This is a genomic window from Gulosibacter sp. (genome assembly GCF_052090685.1).
Taxonomy (GTDB): Bacteria; Actinomycetota; Actinomycetes; order Actinomycetales; family Microbacteriaceae; genus Gulosibacter.
Genome location: NZ_JBQDBE010000033.1, coordinates 1 through 23039 on the forward strand (window position 1 = coordinate 1; position 23039 = coordinate 23039).

Annotated in this window: 20 protein-coding genes; 13 read left to right on the forward strand and 7 right to left on the reverse strand. The window is 61.9% G+C overall.

Going from position 1 to position 23039, the window contains the following annotated elements; genetic code table 11:
* Nucleotides 1–13 precede the first annotated feature (13 nt).
* The 4 genes from ACTHXA_RS14680 to ACTHXA_RS14695 form a co-directional block, all read right to left on the reverse strand.
* Nucleotides 14–1111, reverse strand: coding sequence for a hypothetical protein (locus ACTHXA_RS14680; RefSeq protein ID WP_441673621.1), 1098 nt, complete (start codon nt 1109–1111; stop codon nt 14–16).
* Nucleotides 1108–2301, reverse strand: a complete 1194-nt coding sequence (locus ACTHXA_RS14685; RefSeq protein ID WP_441673622.1) for a glycosyltransferase family 4 protein — start codon at nt 2299–2301, stop codon at nt 1108–1110. The genes ACTHXA_RS14680 and ACTHXA_RS14685 overlap by 4 nt, the downstream gene beginning before the upstream one ends.
* Before the next feature lie 53 nt (nt 2302–2354).
* On the reverse strand, nt 2355–3617 hold the full coding sequence (locus ACTHXA_RS14690; RefSeq protein WP_441673623.1) for an NAD-dependent epimerase/dehydratase family protein: 1263 nt from the start codon (nt 3615–3617) through the stop codon (nt 2355–2357).
* A gap of 147 nt (nt 3618–3764) precedes the next feature.
* Complete coding sequence (locus tag ACTHXA_RS14695) at nt 3765–4238, reverse strand: DUF3224 domain-containing protein (protein ID WP_441673624.1); 474 nt, start codon at nt 4236–4238, stop codon at nt 3765–3767.
* A 79-nt stretch (nt 4239–4317) separates the two neighbouring features.
* On the opposite strand from ACTHXA_RS14695, the gene ACTHXA_RS14700 reads away from it, so the two are divergent.
* Both ACTHXA_RS14700 and ACTHXA_RS14705 read left to right on the forward strand, forming a co-directional pair.
* Nucleotides 4318–4752: a pyridoxamine 5'-phosphate oxidase family protein gene (locus ACTHXA_RS14700; protein WP_441673625.1), complete on the forward strand. Its 435-nt coding sequence runs from the start codon at nt 4318–4320 to the stop codon at nt 4750–4752.
* Complete coding sequence (locus ACTHXA_RS14705; RefSeq protein ID WP_441673626.1) at nt 4749–5819, forward strand: class I SAM-dependent methyltransferase; 1071 nt, start codon at nt 4749–4751, stop codon at nt 5817–5819. Before ACTHXA_RS14700 ends, ACTHXA_RS14705 begins: the two co-directional genes overlap by 4 nt.
* Nucleotides 5820–5824: 5 nt before the next feature.
* Here the strand turns inward: ACTHXA_RS14705 and ACTHXA_RS14710 are convergent, their stop codons facing one another.
* Nucleotides 5825–6343 carry an 8-oxo-dGTP diphosphatase gene (locus ACTHXA_RS14710; RefSeq protein WP_441673627.1) on the reverse strand — a complete coding sequence of 173 codons (519 nt, stop codon included), beginning with the start codon at nt 6341–6343 and terminating at the stop codon, nt 5825–5827.
* 145 nt (nt 6344–6488) lie between these two features.
* Here ACTHXA_RS14710 and ACTHXA_RS14715 point away from each other — a divergent pair, with 145 nt between their 5' ends.
* From ACTHXA_RS14715 to ACTHXA_RS14745, 7 genes are all read left to right on the forward strand, one after another.
* Nucleotides 6489–7937, forward strand: a complete 1449-nt coding sequence (locus ACTHXA_RS14715; protein ID WP_441673628.1) for a maltokinase N-terminal cap-like domain-containing protein — start codon at nt 6489–6491, stop codon at nt 7935–7937.
* A 179-nt stretch (nt 7938–8116) separates the two neighbouring features.
* Nucleotides 8117–9343: an ammonium transporter gene (locus ACTHXA_RS14720; protein WP_441673629.1), complete on the forward strand. Its 1227-nt coding sequence runs from the start codon at nt 8117–8119 to the stop codon at nt 9341–9343.
* A 127-nt stretch (nt 9344–9470) separates the two neighbouring features.
* The gene (locus ACTHXA_RS14725) at nt 9471–9809 is read left to right on the forward strand and encodes a P-II family nitrogen regulator (protein ID WP_441673630.1); all 339 of its coding nucleotides are present in this window, start codon (nt 9471–9473) and stop codon (nt 9807–9809) included.
* A 63-nt stretch (nt 9810–9872) separates the two neighbouring features.
* Nucleotides 9873–11009 (forward strand): tyramine oxidase subunit B, encoded by a 1137-nt coding sequence (locus ACTHXA_RS14730; RefSeq protein WP_441673631.1) that lies wholly within the window; start codon nt 9873–9875, stop codon nt 11007–11009.
* A 27-nt stretch (nt 11010–11036) separates the two neighbouring features.
* A complete protein-coding gene (locus ACTHXA_RS14735) occupies nt 11037–12224 on the forward strand; it encodes an FAD-dependent oxidoreductase (protein ID WP_441673632.1) in 1188 nt (395 codons plus the stop codon).
* Between the two features lie 9 nt (nt 12225–12233).
* Entirely contained in the window at nt 12234–13445 is a 1212-nt protein-coding gene (locus tag ACTHXA_RS14740) for an allantoate amidohydrolase (protein WP_441673633.1), read from the forward strand.
* Between the two features lie 185 nt (nt 13446–13630).
* A complete protein-coding gene (locus tag ACTHXA_RS14745; RefSeq protein WP_441673634.1) occupies nt 13631–14368 on the forward strand; it encodes a FadR/GntR family transcriptional regulator in 738 nt (245 codons plus the stop codon).
* An 87-nt stretch (nt 14369–14455) separates the two neighbouring features.
* Here the strand turns inward: ACTHXA_RS14745 and ACTHXA_RS14750 are convergent, their stop codons facing one another.
* Nucleotides 14456–15079: an SRPBCC family protein gene (locus tag ACTHXA_RS14750; RefSeq protein ID WP_441673635.1), complete on the reverse strand. Its 624-nt coding sequence runs from the start codon at nt 15077–15079 to the stop codon at nt 14456–14458.
* Nucleotides 15080–15381: 302 nt separating this feature from the next.
* Here ACTHXA_RS14750 and ACTHXA_RS14755 point away from each other — a divergent pair, with 302 nt between their 5' ends.
* Nucleotides 15382–17520, forward strand: coding sequence for an ATP-dependent Clp protease ATP-binding subunit (locus ACTHXA_RS14755; protein WP_441673639.1), 2139 nt, complete (start codon nt 15382–15384; stop codon nt 17518–17520).
* Nucleotides 17521–17714: 194 nt separating this feature from the next.
* Nucleotides 17715–20153, forward strand: a complete 2439-nt coding sequence (locus tag ACTHXA_RS14760; RefSeq protein WP_441673636.1) for a metallophosphoesterase family protein — start codon at nt 17715–17717, stop codon at nt 20151–20153.
* 99 nt (nt 20154–20252) lie between these two features.
* Here the strand turns inward: ACTHXA_RS14760 and ACTHXA_RS14765 are convergent, their stop codons facing one another.
* The gene (locus tag ACTHXA_RS14765) at nt 20253–20831 is read right to left on the reverse strand and encodes a nitroreductase family protein (RefSeq protein WP_441673637.1); all 579 of its coding nucleotides are present in this window, start codon (nt 20829–20831) and stop codon (nt 20253–20255) included.
* Nucleotides 20832–20917: 86 nt separating this feature from the next.
* Between ACTHXA_RS14765 and ACTHXA_RS14770 the strand changes: the two genes are divergently transcribed.
* Entirely contained in the window at nt 20918–22405 is a 1488-nt protein-coding gene (locus tag ACTHXA_RS14770; RefSeq protein WP_441673640.1) for a serine hydrolase, read from the forward strand.
* 127 nt (nt 22406–22532) lie between these two features.
* A complete protein-coding gene (locus ACTHXA_RS14775; RefSeq protein ID WP_441673638.1) occupies nt 22533–22751 on the forward strand; it encodes a hypothetical protein in 219 nt (72 codons plus the stop codon).
* Nucleotides 22752–23039 lie beyond the last annotated feature (288 nt).

Consider the following 23039-nt stretch of genomic DNA (forward strand, 5'->3'; position numbering starts at 1 on the left):
GAAGCCGGCGGTTTCAGACCTCGACTACACCCTCGTTCGTGAAGAGCCGGTTTACATCAATATTAGAAATGATCGAACGGGTAGTTCTAAGTCGGCGAATGGCAAAGAATGGAAATGTCCGGTCCATAGCACGGAATAAAATGTATTGAAATACCGTACTTCCAATAATCATCCGAATCATCAATATCGACACTGAAATTATACCCTGGGAAAATGCAATGCTAAGTATCGCCAAGCCAATAGTTGTAATGATAGCGATTGCGTGACCTGCAATTAGGTCAACTATTGATGGACGCTGAAGATATCGAAATCCTCGAAGTCCATTCGTTGCAAAAATAAGAATGCTAATGAGCGTTGCAGCCAAAAATGAATAAATACCGAGATTGAGGGACTCGTCCTCGGGAAGGGCCGCTGAACTTGCTGCGTGCGTTGCAAGCATGGATTGAACATAGGCCGACGCGATGGCGGTGGAGCACCAGAGCGCACCTGGGCGGCGTTTAGGTATTTTCCGACCTCTGCCCCTAGAGATAAGTTGACGAAAGTCATGAAACTGTTTTCGGGCGGTGACTCTATCGTTTAAGAGTTTAGCCATCGACCGTTCCAGCAGTTCAGAGTTCAAATGATAGAGCGCTCCGAGGAAGGAGAATCCAAATGCTAGTATGCTGGTTGTAATTACATCCATAATTGCATCAGCGGTTATCTGACGCGACGAGAACATGCCAAATAGTCTTAATGGTGCGAGGCTGCCAGCAGCGAAAGCTAACGTTATAGCTCCAGTTCGTGCGATTTTATCAATGATCGAAGTGCTGACTGTGAGTTTATTTGAATTTGCGGAGACGACTGAAGCAATGGTGAGAGCTGATACTGCAGTGAATGCAGTGAGAAGAGCCACTATTGTGTCCGGGCCCCAGACTTGACGAATTGCGGCCGTTGTAAGCTCGCGAACATTTGGATCTAAATAAAGAAGAATGCAAAGATAGGCGCTGAATGCAATGGCGGCAGTGCCAACACCAAAACCAAACATCACTCGATCTCGTGACTCGATTTCGCGTCCGCGAATCCGGGAGGACGAGATTGGCGATGGGTGGCGCATAGAATTCGTCGCCGTCAAACGTTCCCCGGCACCTCATCAATGAGCCGCGGCGGCAGATCTTTCGGCCGGGGGAGTGGCCGCCCGAACATCCGCATCCGGAGGGAATAGCTCGAAAGGGTGTGGGAACGTGCCCAGTGCCGATCGATCGCTTCCTCGTAGAACGTAACGAGCTTTTCGGTGGCCGCGCGCCACGAGCTCTCTTCGGCCTCGACGCGAGCCTCAGCCCCCATCGCAGCCCGCCGCTCATCGTCAAAGAGCAACTGCTCAAGCCCGGCGGTGAACTCCTGCTCGGAAGCGGGATCAAAGAGGAGCCCGCTTCGCCCATCCGTCACGGCAAAGGGGATGCCACCAGCACGCGCCGCGACAACCGGCACTTCCGAGGCCATCGATTCGAGGGCTACGAGCCCCAGCGTCTCGGTCGTCGACGGGAACGCAAAAACATCGGCGGAGGCGAAGGCCCCAGCAAGGGCATCCCCAGACATATAGCCAGTAAAGAGAGTATTGGTGCCGGCGAACTCGCGCTCGAGCTCTTCCCGATCGGGACCAGAGCCAACCATCGCCAGGCGCACCCCGCGGGACTGCAGCTTCTGAATCTGCGGCAGCAGGGCACGGAGGTTTTTCTCCTTGGACATCCGGCCCACGTAGACCATGAGCTTGTCTTCGGGATGCCCGTCGGTAAGGAGGTCCCGCATTTCCGGGGACTTCTTATCGGGGTGATAGCTGACGGTGTCGATCGCTTTCGGCCAGAGGTCCACGCGGTCAATGCCAATCTCACGCGCGCGTTCGACCATCTGCGGCGAAGTGCAGAGATTTACCTCCGCCAAATTGTGGATCTCGCGCAGGTAAGCCGTACCGATCCGACGAATCGGTGCCAGCCCCAGTGCATCCGCATATTGCGGTGTATCGGTGTGAAAGGACGCGAGCATCGGCAAATCGCGGCGAGCGCCGGAGAGTGCGCCGTAGGCGGCCAAAGCGACCGGGTTCACCAGGTGCACCACGTGCGGTGCGAACTCCTCAACGGCCTTGGCGATATTCGGCGTCGGTAACCCGACCTTGAGTTCCGGGTACCAGGGCTTCATCGGCACCGAGTTCACCCGAACGACCCGCGCACCAGCAAAGTTGGTGGGCGGGTCGCCGGGCGCGAACACGAGCACCTCGTGGCCGAGGGCGTTGAGTTGCTCGAGGGTACGCAGAACGCGCGTCACCACGCCATCAATTTTTGGCAGAAAAACTTCGGTGAAGAGCGCGATCCGCATTGGCGTTAGTTCGCCGGAGCCGAAACGGGCTCTGAGGACACAGAGCCGGCCACGGACGAAGGCACACCGGCAGCCTGCTTTGCGGTCCACAGCGAGGTGGCTGGGATCTTCGAGCGGTCTGCACGATCGGCGTACTTGCGCGCAATCTCCGTGACTTCGAGCAGCAGCCCCTCGGCCAGCTTCGTCGGATTCAAACCCATTTCGAGGAAGGTGTCATTGCGCACGTGCAGCTCATTTTCGGGAGCCTCGTTGCGCGGGTTGGGTACGTTTTCGACCTCGGCGTCAGCGATCTTGCCGATCAGGGCGGCGAGGTCGCGCACGCGGTGCGTCTCGGTCATCTGGTTGAAGATCTTGACGCGGTCGCCAGCAGCAGGCGGGTTCTCGATCGCGATCTGGATGCACCGCACGGTGTCCTGGATGTGGATGAACGCACGCGTCTGGCCACCGGTGCCGTGCACGGTCAGCGGGTAGCCCACCGCGGCCTGCATCAGGAAGCGGTTGAGGACCGTGCCGTAGTCACCGTCGTAGTCGAAGCGGTTGATGAGCCGCTCATCCATCGCGGTCTCGCGGGTGTTCGTACCCCACACGATGCCCTGGTGGAGGTCGGTGATCCGCAGCGCGTCGTTCTTCGCGTAGTACGCGAAGAGGTTCTGGTCGAGCACCTTCGTGAGGTGGTACACCGAACCGGGATTGGTTGGGTACAGAATCTGCTGCTGTACGCGAGTCGGCTCCGAAAGCGGGTTGCCGTCCTCATCCTCATCGGTCGCGACCTCGATGTCGAGGTAGCCCTCGGGAATCTTCATGCCCGCGGTGCCGTAGCCGTAGACACCCATGGTGCCGAGGTGGACGAGGTGCACGTCGCGCTCCGACTCGACGATTGCGGTGAGCACGTTGCCGGTCGCGTTGACGTTGTTGTCGATCGTGTAGCGCTTGTTCTTCGAGTTCTTCATCGAGTACGGTGCCGCACGCTGCTCGGCGAAGTGCACGATCGCCTCGAGCTTCTCATCAATGATGAACTGCAGCAGCTCCTCGTACTCCTGCGCAACGTCGATGTTTGCGAATCCGACCTTCTTGCCGGAGACTTCTTCCCACGCGGCAATACGTTCTTCGATCGAAGCGATCGGGGTCAGGGATTCCGCACCGAGTTCGCCGTCAATGCGTCGACGTGAGAGGTTGTCGACGATTACTACGTCGTGGCCTTCGTTTGACAGGTGCAATGCGGTTGGCCAACCACAGAATCCGTCGCCACCGAGAATTGCAATCTTCACGAGTACTCCATAACTTGCGGCATAACCGCGTTGGGCTGGCCCACAGGGCCGGTGTAGCTTTCATGCGCCGGTGCCAGGATGGCGCTGGGCACTTCTCGCCATGTTATTACGTTCTGTTAACGGTTGGTAAAGTGACCGCGCAGTCCGCTAGCGTCCGGGTTCAAGTTTGCCGATCGCAGCCTCGCCGTCCATGGCCGCGTCGTCATCCTCTTCGCCACGGAACTCGAGGTTCAATTCGAGCAGTTCCTGGTCATTTCGGTTCAGGATGCGTCCGGTACCTTGTGCCCCGGTCAACTGGCCGGTGCCGGAGGAGGGCACGACCTTGAGCAGCGCATCCTCGGACACAAACCGACCGTGATCCACGGTCGAGGTGTGCCAAAAATTGAGCGTGCCGCGACGCCCGCCGATTTCGCCCTCGAACGCGTCGATCGCAACGTAGGTGCCCGAACCGTTCTCGGTGTTGAACGCGCTGACCATTAAGACCTGGCTGGAGCCGCTAATCTCGTCGCCGTCGAAGGTGCGGCGGATGAAGAACCCACCCATCGGCGTGCCGGTTTCGACATCGGGGGCACGCCCATTCGCGTCCCACACATCGATCTGAAATGAACTCGTAGCCCGCATACTCATGAATATTGGCACGTGGCCCTGAAAGCACCGTCAGACGCATATATCCCTAAGCCAGACATGAAACGATAGGGACATGACTGAGAACGCGGTAGTTGAGATTTTGGATGCGAATCGGGCCCGCAGTCTGCTGAGCGGACAGACCTTTGGGCGGTTGATCGAACGTATCGGCGAGGTGACCGAAGTATTTCCCATCAACTATTGGAGTGACGGTCACCGGATCGTGTTTCGGACCGCACCCGGGACCAAGCTCGCAGGCACAGTCGTCGCTGACGAGATTCTGTTTCAAACCGACCGAGTCACCGAAGAGGATGCCTGGAGCGTGGTCGCTCGCTGCACGTCACGCATCCTCGACAAGGCCGTCGAGGTCGATGAAGCCGCCCAACTCGACCTGCACCCACTTATTCCTACGGTCAAGCAGGTGTTCGTTGAGCTGACCGTGGGCACCCTTTCCGGCCGCTACTTCCGCCTCGGTGAAGAGCCGCAAGCCTCACCCGAGACGGTGGCGTGAGCGAGCCCGACCGCGTCGCGCTCCATGACGACCCGGTCGTCGACGTCGTACTCACCGAGGCGCTCGCCACGGGCGAATTGCCTGCGGTGGTCGCGGTAGTTGATGACGCCGACGCCGCGTTTGTCGCGCCGCTTTTGGCGCAGGGCGTCCGCGAAGTGCGGCTATTCAGCGACTTCGGTGTTCGGGATGCGCTTGTCGACGGGGCCGCTCAGGTCACGCCGGATGCGGGGCTGTTTAGCGGTGTGGAGTTAGTCGTTGGCCGCTTGCCGAAGTCGCTTGCAGAACTTGAGGATGTGAGCGAGACGGTCGCGCGCGAAGCGTCACCGGATGTTCGGCTCATTTTGGGTGCGCGAGTGAAGCATCTCGTGCACTCCATGAACGAGCGGCTTGGGAAACACTTCACGGAGGTCCGCGGAAGTCGGGGGATTCGGAAGTCTCGTGCGCTGGTCGCAACCTCGCCGCGCACGGATCTGCCACCCGATCCGGTCTTTCCCGTAGTCGCGTATCTCGAGGAACTCGACCTCAACGTCGCGGCGCGCGGTGGCGCATTCGCTGGCACGATGCTCGACCTCGGCACACGCGTGCTCATTGAGGCGCTCGCGAGTGAGGATGAATTGGGACGAGGCGAAGCGGTCAGCACCGCTGTCGATCTCGGCTGCGGCACCGGGCTGCTCGCCTGTGTGCTTGCTCGCAGTCTGCCGGAGGCGAAGGTGATCGCGACCGACGCATCCTGGTGGGCCTGCGCATCCGCCGAAGCAACCGCCGAAGCGAACCAGCTGGCTGATCGTATCGACGTGTTGCGCGGTAACGCCGGTGACGGGATTGCGGAGGCGAGCGTTGATGTGGTGCTCTGCAACCCGCCATTTCACGACGGCCGCCAGGTCGATCCGGGGCTCGCAAACGAGCTATTTCGCGGGGCGGCACGGATGCTGCGGTCGGGCGGCGTGATCTACACGGTGTTTAACTCTCACCTCAAACACCGCGAGCACCTCGAGCGGATTGTTGGTCCGACTCGACAGGTCGCCCGGACTGCCAAGTTCACGGTTACCGCCACTACCCGGCGGTGACGAAGCTAGCTCAGCGTCCCCTTCGGGGGCACGGACGGCAACCCGCTCACGGGGTCATCCGAAGCAACCGCGGTGTTCAAATCGCGGCCGAAGATATAACTCGCTCGCACAAACCGACCCTCGAGGGCCCGCGGGAGCCAGTACTGCGCATCCGACCACATTTTTGGTAGCGGTGTCTCCTCGATTCGATGCCATTCGGGAATGAGCTCTGCGGTTTCCACGGGCTCGCCGATCCAATCCCGGCACAGGTAGACCCAGGATTCCTGCGACCAGGCGGGCTTGGTCGGGAAGATATAGGTGAGTAGGCCCGTGTGCTGTAGGGCGGTGGGGTCCGCAAAAATACTGGACTCTTCTTCGATCTCGCGGATCGCGGCGTAGCGCGGGTGCTCGCCCGGATGCAGCTTGCCACCGAGCCCAACGAGTTTTCCCTCGCCGAGCCCGTATTTCTTGCGCCCAAGCAGTACCTCGCTGCCCCGGGAACTTTCGCGAAGCAGGTAGGTGACGCACACCTGTGGAAGGGCCATGACCCAAGGGTACTCGGGTGGGAACTCCCGCGAAATATATGAGTTGCGCGGTGCGCCCACGTAGCCACAAGGCGTGGACAATTAGCCTGGAGCGTGGCCGTTGCCTCATTCCGACGCCCCATCCCGACTAGGAAGGCTCATCCCCATGTCTGAAGTCCTCGCGCTCCTCGGTAATTGGTTACCTCAGCAGCGGTGGTACGTCGGTGGCTCTGGCGAACCGCAATTGGAGTTGCTCGGCAGCTACGAGCTTGAACCGGCGGCGGAGGATCCTGGCCTACGGCTCATCACCGTGGCACTCGTCCGCGATAGCGCACGCCAGCCGGCGCCGTTGTATCAGGTGCCGCTCGTGATCCGCGAGGTGGATGCGCAGGTCGACGCGCTCGGATTCATCGGCCCGGTGAAAGAACACGGGGACCGCGCCGCACTGGTCGATGGGCCGCATGACCAGGCATTCGCCCGGGCGCTGGTGAAACTCATCGCTGAGGAGGCTGAAGCGTCGGGTGCACCGGGGCCGGATGGGAATCCTCGCGTGCGCGTGTTTGGGCAGCCGATGCCGGGCGCGAAAGCGGGTAAATTCGTCACCTCACGAGTGCTTTCAGGGGAGCAATCGAATACTTCGATCATCTGCGAACTGCAGGATGACTCGGGCGAGGCCGGTGTGCCGCTGATCGTGAAGTTGTTCCGCACGCTGCACGCCGGTGACAATCCTGATGTCACGCTGCAGACCGCACTCGCAGCGACCGGATCGCTCAACGTGCCGCCGACCTTCGGGCAGGTTTCCGCGGTGTGGCCGGATGCGCAGAGCGAGCACGCGAATGCGGAGGGCCAGGTGGCCGGTCACCTGGCGTTCGCGCAAGAGTTCTTCGTCGGTGTCGAGGATGCGTGGCGGGTTGCGCTGCGCGCCGCGGAAGGCGGCGAGGACTTCACTCCGCTTGCCCGCAGCCTCGGGGAGGCGACCGCGCAGGTGCACGCAACGCTGCGGCGCGTCATGCCGACGCTGGAGCCGGACCAGCACGACATTGATCTTGCGACGCAACAAATGTGGCGCCGCTACGAGATCGCGGTGGAGGAAGTCCCCGAACTCTCGGAGTACGCCACCCGGGTCGAACGCGTGTACGCGCTCGCGAGTGACGCGAAATGGCCGACGCTGCAGCGCATCCATGGCGACTACCACCTCGGGCAAGTACTGGCCGTGCCCGACCGCGGCTGGGTGCTGCTCGATTTCGAAGGTGAACCGCTGCGCTCACTCGATGCGCGCAACGCCCCCGATGTGCCCGCACGCGACGTCGCGGGGCTGCTGCGCTCCTTCGACTACGTCGCGGGCTCGCTATCGCTGCAGGCGGAGCACGAAGTTGCGCGCGATTGGGCGGATGCGGCGCGAGCGGCATTCCTCGAGGGATATGCATCCGAGTCGGCCAAGGAAGATGCGGACACCATGAGCACAGTCTCGCCAGTGGATCACGAACGCGTGCTTGCGGCCTACGAACTCGATAAGGCGATCTACGAAACCATTTACGAAGCGCGGCATCGGCCTTCCTGGTTACCGATCCCGGTGAAGGCAGTGCAGCGCATCCTCGGCAATAGCGAGTCTTGAGCTGATCTAACGACCACGGGTCACGAAAACGGGCCTACGGAATCTTTTCCGTAGGCCCGTTTTTTCGTTGCTGCTTGTCGCGCCCAAAAAGTTTCCCTTGAGCATTTACGCGAGCGTTTGATACTGCTAGCTTCTAGATGTTAGTTCTATTAGACAATGTCAAATGTGAGGAGACAGATATGAATCCTGCCGACACTGCGTGGATACTCGCCGCCACCGCTCTCGTGCTCGTGATGTTCCCCGGGCTGTCCATGCTGTATGGCGGAATGCACGACAGCCGGAACGTGCTCAACACGATGATGATGGTCATGAGCGGCCTCGCCGTCACGAGCGTCGTGTACGTGCTGATCGGCCACGGACTCGTCCTCGGTAACTCCGTCGGCGGCCTCGGGATCATCGGCAACCCGTTCGAATACGCGTTCTTCGACGAGTTCCTTGAAGAAGGCGCACTCAATGCCGCGTTCTACGTACTCTTCGCGGGCATCAGCATCTCGCTCGCGGCCTCGGGTGCGGCCGGACGCATGAAGTTCGGCGCGTGGCTTGTCTTCTCGGCAATCTGGGTCATTGTCGTCTACAGCCCGCTCGCGCACTGGGTTTTTGCATTCGACGACCCCGAATCAGGGATCGTCGGTGGCTGGATGCGCAACGTCCTCGAACTGCACGACTACGCAGGCGGTACCGCGATTCACATGAACGCTGGCGCAGCAGGTCTCGCGCTCGCCCTGGTGCTCGGCCGTCGCAAATCGACGACGATGCGCCCCAACAATTTGCCGATCATGCTCATCGGCGTGGGCTTGCTCCTGATTGGGTGGATCGGTTTCAACGGCGGCACCGCCGCGGGCGCCAACTTCCTCGCCGAATATGTTGTGCTCACCACGATCCTCGCCGCGAGTGGCGGCATGCTCGGCTTCATGACCGTCGAGCGATTCCGTGATGGTCACGCGACCATGCTCGGCCTCGGCACCGGCGTCATCGCGGGGCTGGTTGGTATTACCCCGGTGGCGGATGCGGTGCACCCGGTCGGTGCGCTCGCGGTCGGCTTCATCGCGGCAGCAGCTGCGGCGTGGGCCATCACCTGGAAGCGCCGCCACAAGCTTGATGACACCTTCGACGTCTTCGCGGTCCACGGCATCGCGGGCATCGCAGGCGCACTCTTCGCGGTGCTATTTGCCACCGCTTCCGCCCCCGCCGGCTTCAACGGCGTGCTCTTTGGCGGCGACCTCGACCTCATCTGGCGCGAGGGTCTTGCGATCATCGTCACCCTCGGTTACTCGTTCGGCATGACCTACGCGATCGCCTGGGTCATGAACAAGATCAGTCCGATTCGAGTCTCGGAAGAGGACGAGGAACTCGGTTTGGACCGTTCGGTGCACGCGGAAAGCGCCTACGACCAGCGCACGCTGTGACGCACGTCCCAGGTCCGCGCAGAAACGAGCATCCGCATCCGTGCATCCTTCCACCCGCACCGACACCCGCATCAGCAACCCCGTTGCGAGCTATTGAACCGCGAGCAACAGCGCTAAGGAAATCATCGTGAAACTCATCACCGCAGTCATCAAACCCACCAAGTTGGAAACCGTCGCGAACGCACTCGCGGAGGCCGGATTCCCCGGCCTGACCGCTGGAGAAGTCCAGGGACGAGGCGCGCAGGCCGGCCGAACCGAGTACTACCGCGGTCAGGCAGTCGACGTCCGTTTCCGCACCAAGATTCGAATCGAACTCGTGGTCGCCGACGAGCAGCTCGATCAGGCACTGGATGTGCTGGTCGAGGCCGCGAGCACCGGCAGCATCGGCGACGGCAAGATCTGGGTCTCTGAAGTCAGCCGCGTCCTGCGCGTGCGCACTGGCGAATCAGGTCCCGAGGCGCTTTAGCCGCGCATCCAGCACGACACCACCAGCAAACACCCCACAAGCCACAACCGTAAGAGGATCCTCATGAACACCACCATCAACTTCCGCTACCTCAACGAACCGCAAATGATCGAGGCGGGTGTCGGCGACCTCGTGCGCTGCACCGACGTCATGGAAGAAGCGCTCGTGCTGCTGCGCCAGGGCGACTATCGCATGGCCGGCGAGACCGGGAACTCGCACGGCGCGATGATCACCTTCCCCGAGGCCCCCGAATTCGCGGGTATGCCGCAAGACGGTCCGGACCGCCGCTTCATGGCGATGCCCGCCTACCTTGGCGGCCGCTTCGGCACCGCGGGTGTGAAGTGGTACGGGTCCAACACCGAGAACCGGAAGGCCGGACAGCCCCGTTCGATCCACGTGTTCGTGCTGAACGACCGCGACTCGGGCGCACCGCTGGCGATCATGAGCGCCAACCTCTTGAGTGCCTACCGCACCGGCGCGGTGCCGGGGGTAGGCGTCAAGCACCTCGCGAAGGCGGATGCGAAATCCGTTGCGGTGGTTGGCCCCGGCGTGATTGCCCGCTCGGTGCTGTCGACGACACTCGCTCTGCGTCCCGGGATCGATACCCTCACCATTAAGGGCCGCAGTGCCGCCAGCACGCAGGTGTTCGCGGACTGGGCGAAGCGTGAGTTTCCACAGCTCGCGACCATCACCGCATCCGACACCATCGAAGAAGCCATCGCCGACGCCGACATCGTGATGGCGACTACCTCGACCGACGCCGCGGGGAGCGAGGCCTTCCCCCACTTCGACAAGTCTGCGATCAAACCGGGCGCGCTGTTGCTGCTCCCCGCCGCGGCCCGGTTCGACGACGACTTCCTGGCAAGCGACAACACGCGTCTCGTGATCGACGCGCACGGCCTGTACGAATCGTGGCTCGAGGAATACGGCCCGACCGCGTACCAAATCCTCGGCATCCCGGGCTCGCACTGGTTCGGTCTGGTGGGGGAGGGCAAAATCCCCGCCAGCAAGATCGAAGAGATCGCGGATATCGCCACCGGCGCGCTCCCGGCACGACGCAACGATGAGGAAATCATCCTCTACTCGGTCGGCGGGATGCCGGTTGAAGACGTCGCGTGGGCGACAGAGCTCTACCGAATGGCCGAGGAGAAGAACATCGGCACGGTGCTCAACCTGTGGGACCAACCGGTCCTTGCCTAACGACGCCAATTCTGCAGGAGCCATCGCATGTCGAAGTCAGAATTTATCGTCATCGGCGCCGGGCTTGCCGGGGCGGCAGCCGCTTGGCAGCTCGCCGAACGCGGGCATGCCGTCACGGTGCTTGAGCGAACCACACCGGCGAACAGCCAGGGTAGCTCGCACGGTTCGGCGCGGATCTTCCGCTACGCATACCCGTCGCCGCTCTACACGAGCCTCGTGCAGCGAGCCAAGCGGGGGTGGGATGCGCTCGAGGCGGCCTCCGGGCGCCAGCTCATCACCCCGACCGGTGCGGTCGACTTCGGTGAAGTGCGGAGCCCGGCCCGCATTGCCCGGGTGCTTGAGGATGCGGGAATCGATCACGAGCTGCTGAGCCGGGATGCGGCTCGCGAACGGTTCCCACAGATCGCCTTCGACACCGACGTGCTTTACCACCCCGGTGCCGGCGTGCTCGATGCCATCACGACAGTGGAGACGATGCTTGCTCTCGCCGAGGCGACCGGCAACGCCGTGGTGCACCCGAACTGGGAGGTCTCGGGTATCGAGCGCCGCGGCGCGGGCTTCGAGGTGCGCTCAACGGATGGCACCATCGTCACGGGCGCCAAAGTCATTGTCGCGGCGGGCGGATGGTTGCCGCACCTCCTCGCGGATCTTGCACTGCCCTCCGCGTTCCTGGAATCTTTCCCGACCCTCGAAGTTCGGCAAGAGCAGGCCTTCCACCTGCCCTGGAGGGATGCGGATGCTGCCGGAAATTCTTACCCCGCTTGGCCCTCGTTCATTCACAAACGCAGCGAGTTTGAGACCTACGGTCTCCCGGGCGGCCGCGACGCCGGCTTCCACGGCCAGAAGCTCGCGCAATTCAACGGCGGACCCACACTGCCCTCGGCGCTTGATCAGGACGGCCAGATCCGACCCGAAATGCGCGAGCGGATCATCCGCTACGCCGAGGAGTTCCTTCCCGGCGCGATCCCCGAACCCTACGCTGAGACCACGTGCCTGTTCACGAATGCCCCGAATGAGGACTTCCTGATCGACAAGGCCGAGGGCATCGTGGTCGTGTCGGCCTGTTCGGGGCACGGAGGCAAGTTTGCGCCGCTACTTGGTGAATTTGCGGCTGATCTCGCGACCGGCGCTGGCACGGTGCCATCGGAGTTCAGGGTCGCGGCGTTTGCAAGTGGGAAAGCATCGATCGCCGAGTTCGACGGCGCGAAAGTATAAGGAGCGGCAATGTCCGTCACATCACTCATGTCGGCAATCTCCGGCACCGGTCGCGACCATAACCGCGGCGGCTACTCTCGACCGGTCTACTCGGGCGCTGAGCTGGACCTCCGGAGCTGGTTCATCGTCGAGGCGAGCGCTCGCGGTCTGGACGTCGAAACCGACCGCAACGGCATCATCTGGGCCTGGTGGGATGCACCTTCCGGAGACCGAACCGGGGCAATCGTCACCGGTAGTCACCTCGACTCGGTCCCGGGCGGCGGCGCATTCGACGGCCCGCTCGGTGTCGCCTCGGCGCTGGCGGCCGTGGACGTGCTGCGTGCGCAGGGGCGCAGACCCGAGCGAGCCATCGCCATCGCCGTATTTCCCGAAGAGGAAGGCTCCCGGTTCGGAATTGCGTGTCTCGGGTCGCGCATCCTCACCGGGGCGATACCGATTGAACGTGCCCTTGCGCTGAAGGATGACGAGGGTACGACCTTCGCGGAATGCTCGGCGAAGGTCGGGCTTGATCCGGCGCACATGGGGCCCGATCCCGTGCGTCTCGGGCGGCTCGGGGCGTTCATCGAGCTGCACGTGGAGCAGGGGCGCGGGCTCATTGATCTCGGGCAGCCAGTGGCGATCGGTTCGTCGATCCTCGGCCACGGACGCTGGCGGCTGAGTTTCACGGGGCAGGGGAACCACGCCGGCACCACGCTGATGCGGGACCGTCACGATCCGCTCGTCGCGGCTGGTGCGCTGATCGGCCAGATTCCTGGGATTGCCATGCGTTTCGACGGCGCGCGGGCGACCGTTGGCCGGCTGCAACCGGTGCCGGGCGGGACCAACGTGATCGCCTCGCGTGTCGACATGTGGCTCGATGTCCGCCATCCTGATGACGCGGTGACGGCACAGGTCGTCACCGAGATTTCTTCGCGGTCCGAACTGCTCGCGGCGGAACAGGGATGCACGGTGACGGTTCGCGAGGAATCGCTCAGCCCAACGGTGTCCTTCGACAGTGAACTTCGGCGACATCTCGAGATCGCGTTACCGGATGCACCGGTGCTTGACACGGGCGCCGGCCACGATGCCGGAATTCTCGCCACGCACATCCCGACCGCGATGCTCTTCGTTCGCAACCCGACCGGTGTTTCGCACGCGCAGGAGGAACACGTTGAGGATGCCGATGCCGAGGCGGGTGCCTTGGTGTTGGCTGAGGTGCTGACGAGCGAGCTTGGAGTGTGAGCGCCAAGTCGCAACCGACCGACGCGTGACGGAACGGGCGATGTTGGCATACACCACGAGGCGGCACTGCTCCGACCCGAGCACGCTGCGAGGCCGCGGGAATTTGCGTGCCGTTGGCGGCTCGGGCATGCTAATGCGGACACCGCGGCCGATTGGGACGCGTCCAAGAATGAGGGTCGAGGACCATGGATCTCACCGCGTTTCGTCTCCCGCGGTCAACGGGAAAGGTTGGCGCGGACGATGTCTATGGCGTGCTGATCGAGGCGTTGGCGACCGGGGTTCTTCGGGAAGGGGAGCGTTTCCCTGCCGAGTCGCAACTTGCGGCCCACTTTGGTGTCGCGCCGATGACGCTTCGACAAGCCCTCGGTCGACTTCGCGATGAGGAATATATCGTTACCACCCGCGGCCGGACCGGTGGCACGAGTGTCGCGATGGGCATCGCCGATCGCATGGAACAAGAGGCGCTCGGTCTGGAAGTGTCGGTCGAGGAGCTTCGGGACCTCACCGACTGGCGCCGCGGAGTATCGGGTGAAGCATCCTTCCTCGCCGCACTTCGCGGTACGCCTGCGGAACGCGAAGAGCTGCGGCGCCTCGAGGAGGATTTCCTCCGCGTGATCGACAGCACGACCGAGCGTCGCCTTGCCGACTCGCTCCTGCACATCCATATCGCCGAAATGTCGAAGAGCTGCCGCCTTGCGGCCGCGGAACGTGAGATCCAGGACCAGCTCACCCGATTCATCCGCGTCACTTCGTACCCGGGGGTAGATCTTTCACATGACGATATGGGGCATCGGGCGCTCGTGCAGGCCATTGTTTCGGGGGATGCGGATGCAGCCAGGCGCGCGCTCGTGCAGCACGTCGAGATTACCTACTACTGGGGCACCCAGCAGTCGCACATCGTGGGCGGCGGGAACGCACACTGACAAGCGAAACCGGTGACGAGTGTGCAAAGGGAGTTTTGCAGACCCGCCACCGGTTAGGTGCTGGTCGGGTATTCGCTTGCTTCCCGGCTACGCCAGGTGTCCGTGCGTGTGGAGCACGCGGCGCATCTCGTTTTCTTGCGGCGGCATGTGGCTCTGCTCGAATTCGAGCTCGGCCAGCAGCTCTCGACGAGTACGGCGCGGTGCGCCGGTGTCGAGAATTTGCTGCTCGTAGGACGGAACCAGTTCGTCACGACGGAATCGCAGCGCGTGTCCGATGACCTCGGTGCCGTAGAGGTAGTTCCGCAGGAACTCCATCTGGGCGTGCCAAGTCGCGGCCGCAATCGCTGCGTCCTCGCGCTTGAGACCCGTTACCTCGAGCCGGATCTCAGTGCCACCTTCGGGGCGCTTGCTGAGACTGATGCGGACGAGGTTTTCAGGCAGGTCATTGAACTTCCAACTGAGCGTCAGTGAACTCGGCACCCGGCGGTCATGCAGACGCGCGGTGATGCTGTAGTCGGTGTCGTTCGGGTAAGTGACGGTGAATGACTCACCGGTCATAATCGAACGCGATGGACGGCCAAGCCATGCCGAGAGAGCATCCTCTTGACTAATTGCCCGCCAGATCGTCTTTCGATCAAAATCCGAGTCGACACTGAGCGTGACGGTGTAGTTGTCGGAAATCCGGGAAATGTATCCGTGAATTTCACCCATTGTTGTCGCCTCCTTTTGCTTCTTATCGGTGCTCTCAACGGGAACGTGAGAGCGCGGGCACTTTGCCCGTTAGGTTAATTATAGGTGAACAAAAGGTTAACGGCTTGATTTCCTCGTGCCTTCGGTGTTGTGGCGTGAGAAAAGAAGCTTCGCGTTCGCTGTGAGCATTCGTCAGATTCACCAGTCACCAGGGATTCTTCGTAAACTTGAGTCAATCAGGCTCAAGGTTTATTAGAGCAACACGCTCAACCCGAGTCGAAATCTATCCGCAGATGTCGAAAGGAGACACCAGCGTGGCAAATATGCAGGGGGCACCAACCCCGGAAGAGGAATCCAAGTCGGCCCTCGAGCGCTTCGGCGTGAACCTCACCGACATCGCACGCACCGGCAAACTCGACCCGGTGATCGGCCGCGATGTCGAAATCCGTCGGGTGAGCCAGGTGCTCACGCGGCGCACCAAAAACAATCCGGTGCTCATCGGTGAACCCGGCGTCGGTAAGACCGCCGTGGTCGAAGGGCTCGCGCGACGCATCGTCGAAGGTGATGTGCCCGAATCCCTCAAGGATAAGGACCTCATTTCCCTCGATATCTCCGCGATCCTCGCCGGTGCCAAGTACCGCGGTGACTTCGAAGAGCGCATGAAAGCGGTCCTGGAAGAGATCCGCGACTCTGAGGGCAAGGTCATCACCTTCATCGACGAACTCCACACGCTCATGGGCGCCGGTGGCGGCGAATCGAGCGTCTCCGCATCCAATATGCTCAAGCCCATGCTCGCGCGTGGTGAACTGCGACTCATTGGCGCCACTACGCTCGACGAGTATCGCGAGTTCATCGAGGCCGATTCGGCACTCGAGCGCCGATTCCAGCAGGTGTACGTCGATGAGCCATCCGTGGAGGACACGATCGCAATTCTCCGCGGGCTGAAGGAACGATACGAAGCCCACCACAAGGTCGCAATTAGCGATACCGCGCTCGTGGCCGCCGCATCCCTCTCCAACCGCTATATCGCGGCGCGAAAGCTGCCCGATAAAGCCATCGACCTCGTGGATGAAGCGGCCTCGCATCTGCGGATGGAGATCGACTCTTCGCCAACCGAACTCGACAATCTGAAGCGCCAGCTGGATCGGATGAAGCTCGAAGAGCTTGCCCTGAAGAAGGAGCATGACGAGGCTGCTCGCGAGCGGCTCGCACAACTTCAAGAAGATATGGCGTCGCTGCAGGTCGAACTCGACGCGCTGCAGACGCGATGGGATGAAGAACGAAGCGGCCTCAACAAGGTTGGTGACCTCAAATCCAAGCTTGACGAGGCGAGGATGCGTGCCGATCGGGCGCAGCGCGACGGGAACCTCGAGCTCGCCTCGCGCGTGCTCTACGGTGAGATTCCGCAGCTTCAGAAGCAGCTTGCCGACGCCGAAGCGGCCGAAACGAGCGAGACGCGACTCGTGAATGATCACGTGACCGAGGACGATATCGCGAGCGTTGTCGCGGCCTGGACGGGTATTCCTGTGGGGCGGCTCATGCAGTCCGAGCGCGAGAAGCTGCTCGAACTTGAGAGTGAACTCCACCAGCGCGTGATCGGACAGGAGACCGCGGTCGGCACGGTATCGGATGCGATCAGGCGCTCGCGAGCGGGAGTCGCCGACCCGAATCGGCCGACCGGATCCTTCCTCTTCCTTGGGCCGACCGGGGTCGGCAAGACCGAGCTCGCCAAAGCCCTCGCACAGCTGCTCTTCGATGACGAGCGGGCGATCGTCCGCATCGATATGTCCGAGTACGGTGAGAAGCACAGTGTCTCGCGGCTGGTCGGAGCGCCTCCGGGCTACGTCGGATACGAGCAGGGCGGGCAACTCACGGAGGCCGTCCGCCGCCGCCCCTATTCGGTGATCCTCTTCGACGAGGTCGAGAAGGCACATCCCGAGGTCTTCGACATCCTCCTGCAGGTGCTCGACGACGGCCGATTGACGGATGGTCAGGGGCGCACGGTCGATTTCCGCAACACGATCCTGATCCTCACCTCGAACCTCGGTTCGCAGTTCCTCGTGGACCCAACGCTCACGAAGGAGCAGCAGCAAGACGAGGTGATGGGGGCGGTACGCCGCGCCTTCAAACCGGAGTTCGTGAACCGACTCGACGAGATCGTCATCTTCGACGCGCTCGCGCAAGAGCAGCTCGCGAAAATCGTCGGTCTCAATGTCCTGACGCTCGAGGAACGCCTTGCCGAGCATCGCATCCATATCGAAGTCAATGAGGATGCGCGGGCCTGGCTGGCAGAGCGAGGGTACGACCCGATCTACGGTGCGCGGCCGCTGCGTCGCCTCATGCAGCGGGAGATCGATGACCGGCTCGCGCGGGCGCTGCTGGCTGGGAAAGTGAAGGATGGTGACACGGTCGAGGTTTCGGTTGCGACGGATGGGGATGCGCTCGCGATCCGGACGCGCTAATCGATCTGGGTAGGGGCCCAACCTGGCGGCCCGCGCAATGATTGCGCGGGCCGCTTTGGCATTAATCGAGTGGTGAATCCCATTTAATTTGAACGTCCGGTGAACCCGGCACAAACAATTGTGGGACCGCGGCCTGTCATTCTGTGAGTCAGCTTAGAGTTGCCTGCGTTCATTCTCCCTTGAAAGGAAACGCAGTGCCCAAAAAGCGTTCGCAAGGTCGTCACACCCTCTCGATCGCCCTCGCAGTAGCGGCGGCGACGACCATGGTTGGCGTATCCCCAGCATTTGCGGCGGAGCTCGATTCACTCGACTCACCCGCCCTGGCGTCGGTCAACGAAACCCCCACGATTGTTGACGGCGTCACCGTTCCGGTTGACCCGCGTCCCGGGTTCCGCGTGCTCCCATACCTGCAGAAGCCAGCATCCGACCAGATGACCATCAACTGGTTCACGGAACAGGGCAATGACGCAACGCTCATTGTTCGTGGCCCAGGCCTGCCCGCCGAGGGACAAAGCTTCACCGTGACCGGTGAGCAGAACCCGGTCAACGGCTACCAGAACTACGAACTCACGAACGCTGGCTGGACCCACGCGGGTACCGGCCTGACGACTCCGCAGGGCACCTGGATCCGCGCCGACAACCCCTTCAAGTACACGCAGACCATCACCGGTCTCGAGGCGAACAGCCAGTACACCTACGAGGTCGTCGTTGACGAGTACAAGCACGAAGCCGCGTTCAGTACTTTTGCAGCGGCGGGCAGCGAACTCACCGAGCCGATGCACGTGATCGCGTTCTCGGACACCGAAACCGACCCCAAGGGCCGCACGACCTTCCGCGAATGGGAAGTCACCACGGAACTCGCCGAAGGTTCGGAACCGCGCCCCGACGAGAACTCGGCCTGGGCAGACAAGTTCGGCGGCGGCATCCGTAACGGCGCCTATGCCCTGAACTACATGCTCACCGAAGACATGGCGCAGGACTATAACAACCAGATCATCGCGGAGCAGGACCCCGACCTCATGCTCCTTGCCGGCGACCTGGTTGAGCAGGGCTCGAGCCAGACCCACTGGGATGAGTTCTTCATGTACTTCTCGGGTGACCGCGGGAACATCCTCGACGACACCCCGCTATTCACCTCGCTCGGTAACCACGAAGTGTACGGCTACGGCACTCCCGAGGACCGCACCTCGGTCGTGCGCTCGCGGATGGAGTACAACCAGTACTTCGACACCTTCGGTTCCGACAACCCGCACGCGCTCGATGCCTACCACCGCATCGACAACGGTCCGGTCACCTTCATTTCGGTGGATGTGACCAACGGTGAGCCAGACACCGTCTCGACGTCTTCCGTCCCCGAGTCGGAGAAGTCTGAAGGCGACGACTCGACGCTCACCCCCGAGCAATACGGCACCGACACGCAGAACTCCTTCACGAAGGAAGAGTACGACCGCGACTTCCCGAACGCGATCGAAAACGGCTGGATCGAAGAGGGCGCCGAGCCCGACCAGCCAAACTTCATGCCCGGTTCGGAGCAGTACGAGTGGCTCGAAGACCAGCTCAAGGATGCGCGTGACAACGGTCAGGTCATCGTCGTGCAGTGGCACCACGCCGCATACTCGAACGGTGTGCACGGTACTCCGATGGGGAACAACCACCCCGACTCACAGTCGGGTGTGCCGACCCGCCACCTCGACCCGCTGATGGAGGAGTACGGCGTAGCCGCGGTGATCTCCGGCCACGACGAGATGTTTGAGGCAAGCTACGTCGACAATGACAACGACGGCGTCGGTGTCTACCACTGGGATGTCGGGGTCGCCTCCGACGGTCTTCGCGCGGACAAGAAGATCCAGAACGAGGACGGCGAGTACGTGCCGTACAACTTCAACACGCACTCGATCTGGAGCGCGCAGGCTGATGAGCCGGAGATGTGGGTTACGAACGAGAACGGTGTTAAGCACCTGGTTTCGGGTGGCAAGCACTACGGTCACCTCGACATGCTCTTCGAGGCTTACACCGGTGCTCCGTTGGACTCGGGTGTGGTGCCCGCGATGCAGCTCACGATGACTCCGGTTTCGGTTGTTCCGACGCTCAATGACAACTACGACGTGGAGTCGGTTGAGCGAGTTGAACTCACCAGCGGTGTCCAGACGGTCTACTTTGACGCCCAGGGCAACGTGCTTGACCCGAACGCGGAACCGGTAGAGACTCCAAAGCCGACGCCGACGACCACTGGTCCGGAGACCACTGGCCCCGAGACGACCGGTCCTGAAACTACTGGTCCTGAGACGACCGGTCCCGAAACCACTGACCCGGTGGCAACCGAGACCGATACGCCTGGCACTTCGGTTCCAACCTCGACTGAAACCAGCGGTGCCGGTGCGGGTGCGAATGGTGACGACGACGCGAGCGGTGCTGACGGTGCAGCGAACGGTGCCGGTGCCAACGGTGACGACGCAGCGTCCGGTGACGACGCAGCCTCCGGTGACGATGCAGCGAGCGGTGACGGTTCGGGCGAAGATGGACTCGCCCAGACCGGTACCGACCCCGGCACGCTGATGGCCATCGCGCTCGGCGTGGCAGCGGTCCTCGGCGGTGGCGTTCTGCTCATGATTCGCCGACGCAGCGAAATCTAGGTTTCATAGCGAATCACGCCGAAACGTAACTGAGCCCCGGGATGCGGAAAAGCATCCCGGGGCTCAGTGCTTTTCGAACGATCCGCGCTCGACAGCGCCCTATTCGAAGCTCAGCAGCACCTGGTCGAGGTCATTGCGAACACGCGGGCTGGCGTCGCGCTCGCGGATTTTTTCGGGCACCGATTCGTTGTCGGCGTGCTGACCCACCGAAATCACGGTGTAGGGGGCATAGCCTGCGGGGAGCACGAACTGTTCGGCGATCTTGTTGACGTCGAAGCCGGTCATCTGGTGAACCTGGAGCCCGAGCGTCTCGGCTTGAATCGATAGGTGCGCGACGGCCTGGCCAAGGTCGTAGTGCGCGTTCACAACCGGTTCGCCGTCAATTTCAGTGCGTGCAAGGGCAACGACGAGCGCCGAAACATTCGCATTCCACAGCTGATTGAATTCCGCGAGTGACTCGAAAATCTTGCTGAAGTTTTCGCTGCCGCGACGACCGACGATGAATCCCCACGGCTGCTTATTGAACGCCGAAGGTGACCAACGCGCGGCCTCCATGAGGGCGTTGATCTGCTCCTCGGAGACCTCGTGGGTGGCATCGAAGCCGCGTGGGCTCCAGCGGTTCTCGAGCACTTCTGCGATCGGGGTGGCGGTCGCATTGCGCGGAACGGTGATCGTCAAGGGGGTTCCTTTCGACAAGAGTTGCGGACAGTAGTTGTGGTCCGCTCACCTACAACTCAATCTGGCATGACAGTATTCCCCGAGTGATGCACAGGCTTTTCTCCTCCAAGTTCAAGGGCGCGGGGGCGCTGCTCACCCTGATTCTTGCGGTGACTCTCACCGGCTGCGCCTCCGGTCCCCAACCCGGACCCACCGCGATTCCGCTGCGTCCCACCGAGGCGGCAGATTTCGAGGTCGCCGATATTGAGCAACTCATGTCAGAGATGACTGAAGCCGGGGCGCCCGCGGTGTTCGTCGAAATTCGCGACGGTGAGCAGGTATGGAGCGGCGTGCAAGGTGTCCGCTCGACCACGAGTGAGCTGCCCGCGACCGTGAACGATCGAGTCCGCATCGCAAGTCTGACCAAGCCGATGGTCGCGAGCATCCTCTTACAACTCGTCGAAGAGGGTGTCGTGAACCTCGGGGACCCGATCGAAGATTATCTACCGGGCGTTGTTGACGGCCGCGAGGTCACGGTTCGGCAACTGCTCAATCACTCCTCGGGGATGCCCGACTACGTTCCGGCGCTCACGCTCAATGACCCGAGCTCAATCACCACACAGGTGGTCAGCCCCATCACGCATGAGGAACTGATCGACCTCTCCCGCACGCGCGATTGGGAGTTCGAACCAGGCACCGGCTTCGAATACTCGAATTCGAACTACATCGTAATCTCGATGCTGATCGAAGAACTTACCGGCAATGAACTCGCGACCGAACTCGAAAACCGCATCACGGTTCCGCTCGGACTGTCGAGCACCAGTATCCCATCGGGTACCGACATGGGCGAGAACGCGGCGCACGGGTACGTGAAACAGGGCGCGTTGTCGATCGACGTGACCGAGCAGGATGCATCGCTCTGGTCGGGTGCTGGCGGCGTCGTTTCGACGGTGTCGGATGTGAATACCTTCATGCGTGCGCTGCTCACCGGTCAGGTCATTCCACCCGAGCTGCTCGGCGAGATGCTCGTACTCTTGCCACAGGGCTACGGACTCGGCGTGCAATCGCGCACCGACACGTGTCCGGATACCGAGGCCGCGTACCTCGAGTCATCAAATGGTGCAGCCGAGTCAGAGGCGCCGATGGCGACGGAGAGCGCGCCAACGGATGCGGGTGGTGAGTCAGACGCGAGCAATGAGGTACCCGAGGCCGGAGCCGATAGCGAAGTGGGCGATGCGGGCTCGGGCGGGACAGATACAGCCGACGCCAATGACGCCGATGGTGACCAGCCCGAGGACACTGGCGGACTGCTCGACGAAGACTCCGCATCCACCTACGACTTCGAACCGAGTGAGGAAGGCTCAGGCAGCCTGCATGATTCGGAATACGGCGAACTCGTACAAATCGGTGCGCCGAATCATGTCTACGGGCACCTCGGCTCCGGGCTCGGCTATCGGGCATTGACGATGTCGAGCCCGGATGGGATTCGGCAGGTCACGATCGCGTGGACTGTATCCCCGACGGACTATGCCGATGATCCGCGACTGCAGATTGCTTACGAACTCGCGGATGTTGCGCTCGCGATCGACTGCTAGCCGGGTCCGATTCCTGTCCAGATTTTTCGCGGATCGGGGTGCGGTTAAGGGCACTTTGCACAGTTGTAACTTCCAGGTCACCCAGGCGCACTAACTTGCAAGGACCACATCGTGAAAGGCCTTCATTTTGCGCATTCCCGCCCTGCTCGCCACCGGAGCACTCGCACTCAGCCCGCTCCTCGCATCCACACCACACGCCGAGGCTCCGAGCGCGACTGTCACCGAAGCCGATCGCGAAGGCACAATTCTCTATTTCAATGACGCGCACGAGATCGGCCCGGTGCTCACCGGTGACCAAGACCGCGGGGGCGTGGCTCGACTCGACACGCGATCTTCACTGAGCTGAGCTTGCGGAAATGTCGCGTGCTGCCGGTGCTTGTCAGGTCGGGAGGCGAGTCGAGTGAGACTTATGCCTCAACCAAAAGTGCACGCTTGTCAACATTTCTAAAAGTGCACGTTTGTTCACTGTCGAAATTGTGGACGTTCGTCGACATATAGCGAATGTGGCAGTACAGTCACATCATGGCCCGAAGAACACTCCACACGCCACAAGATCTCGGCGCGGGCATTCGCGATGCCCGGCTAGGTCGTGTCCTGTAAGTGTTGTTGATGGTGGGCGTGTCCGCTTTTAATC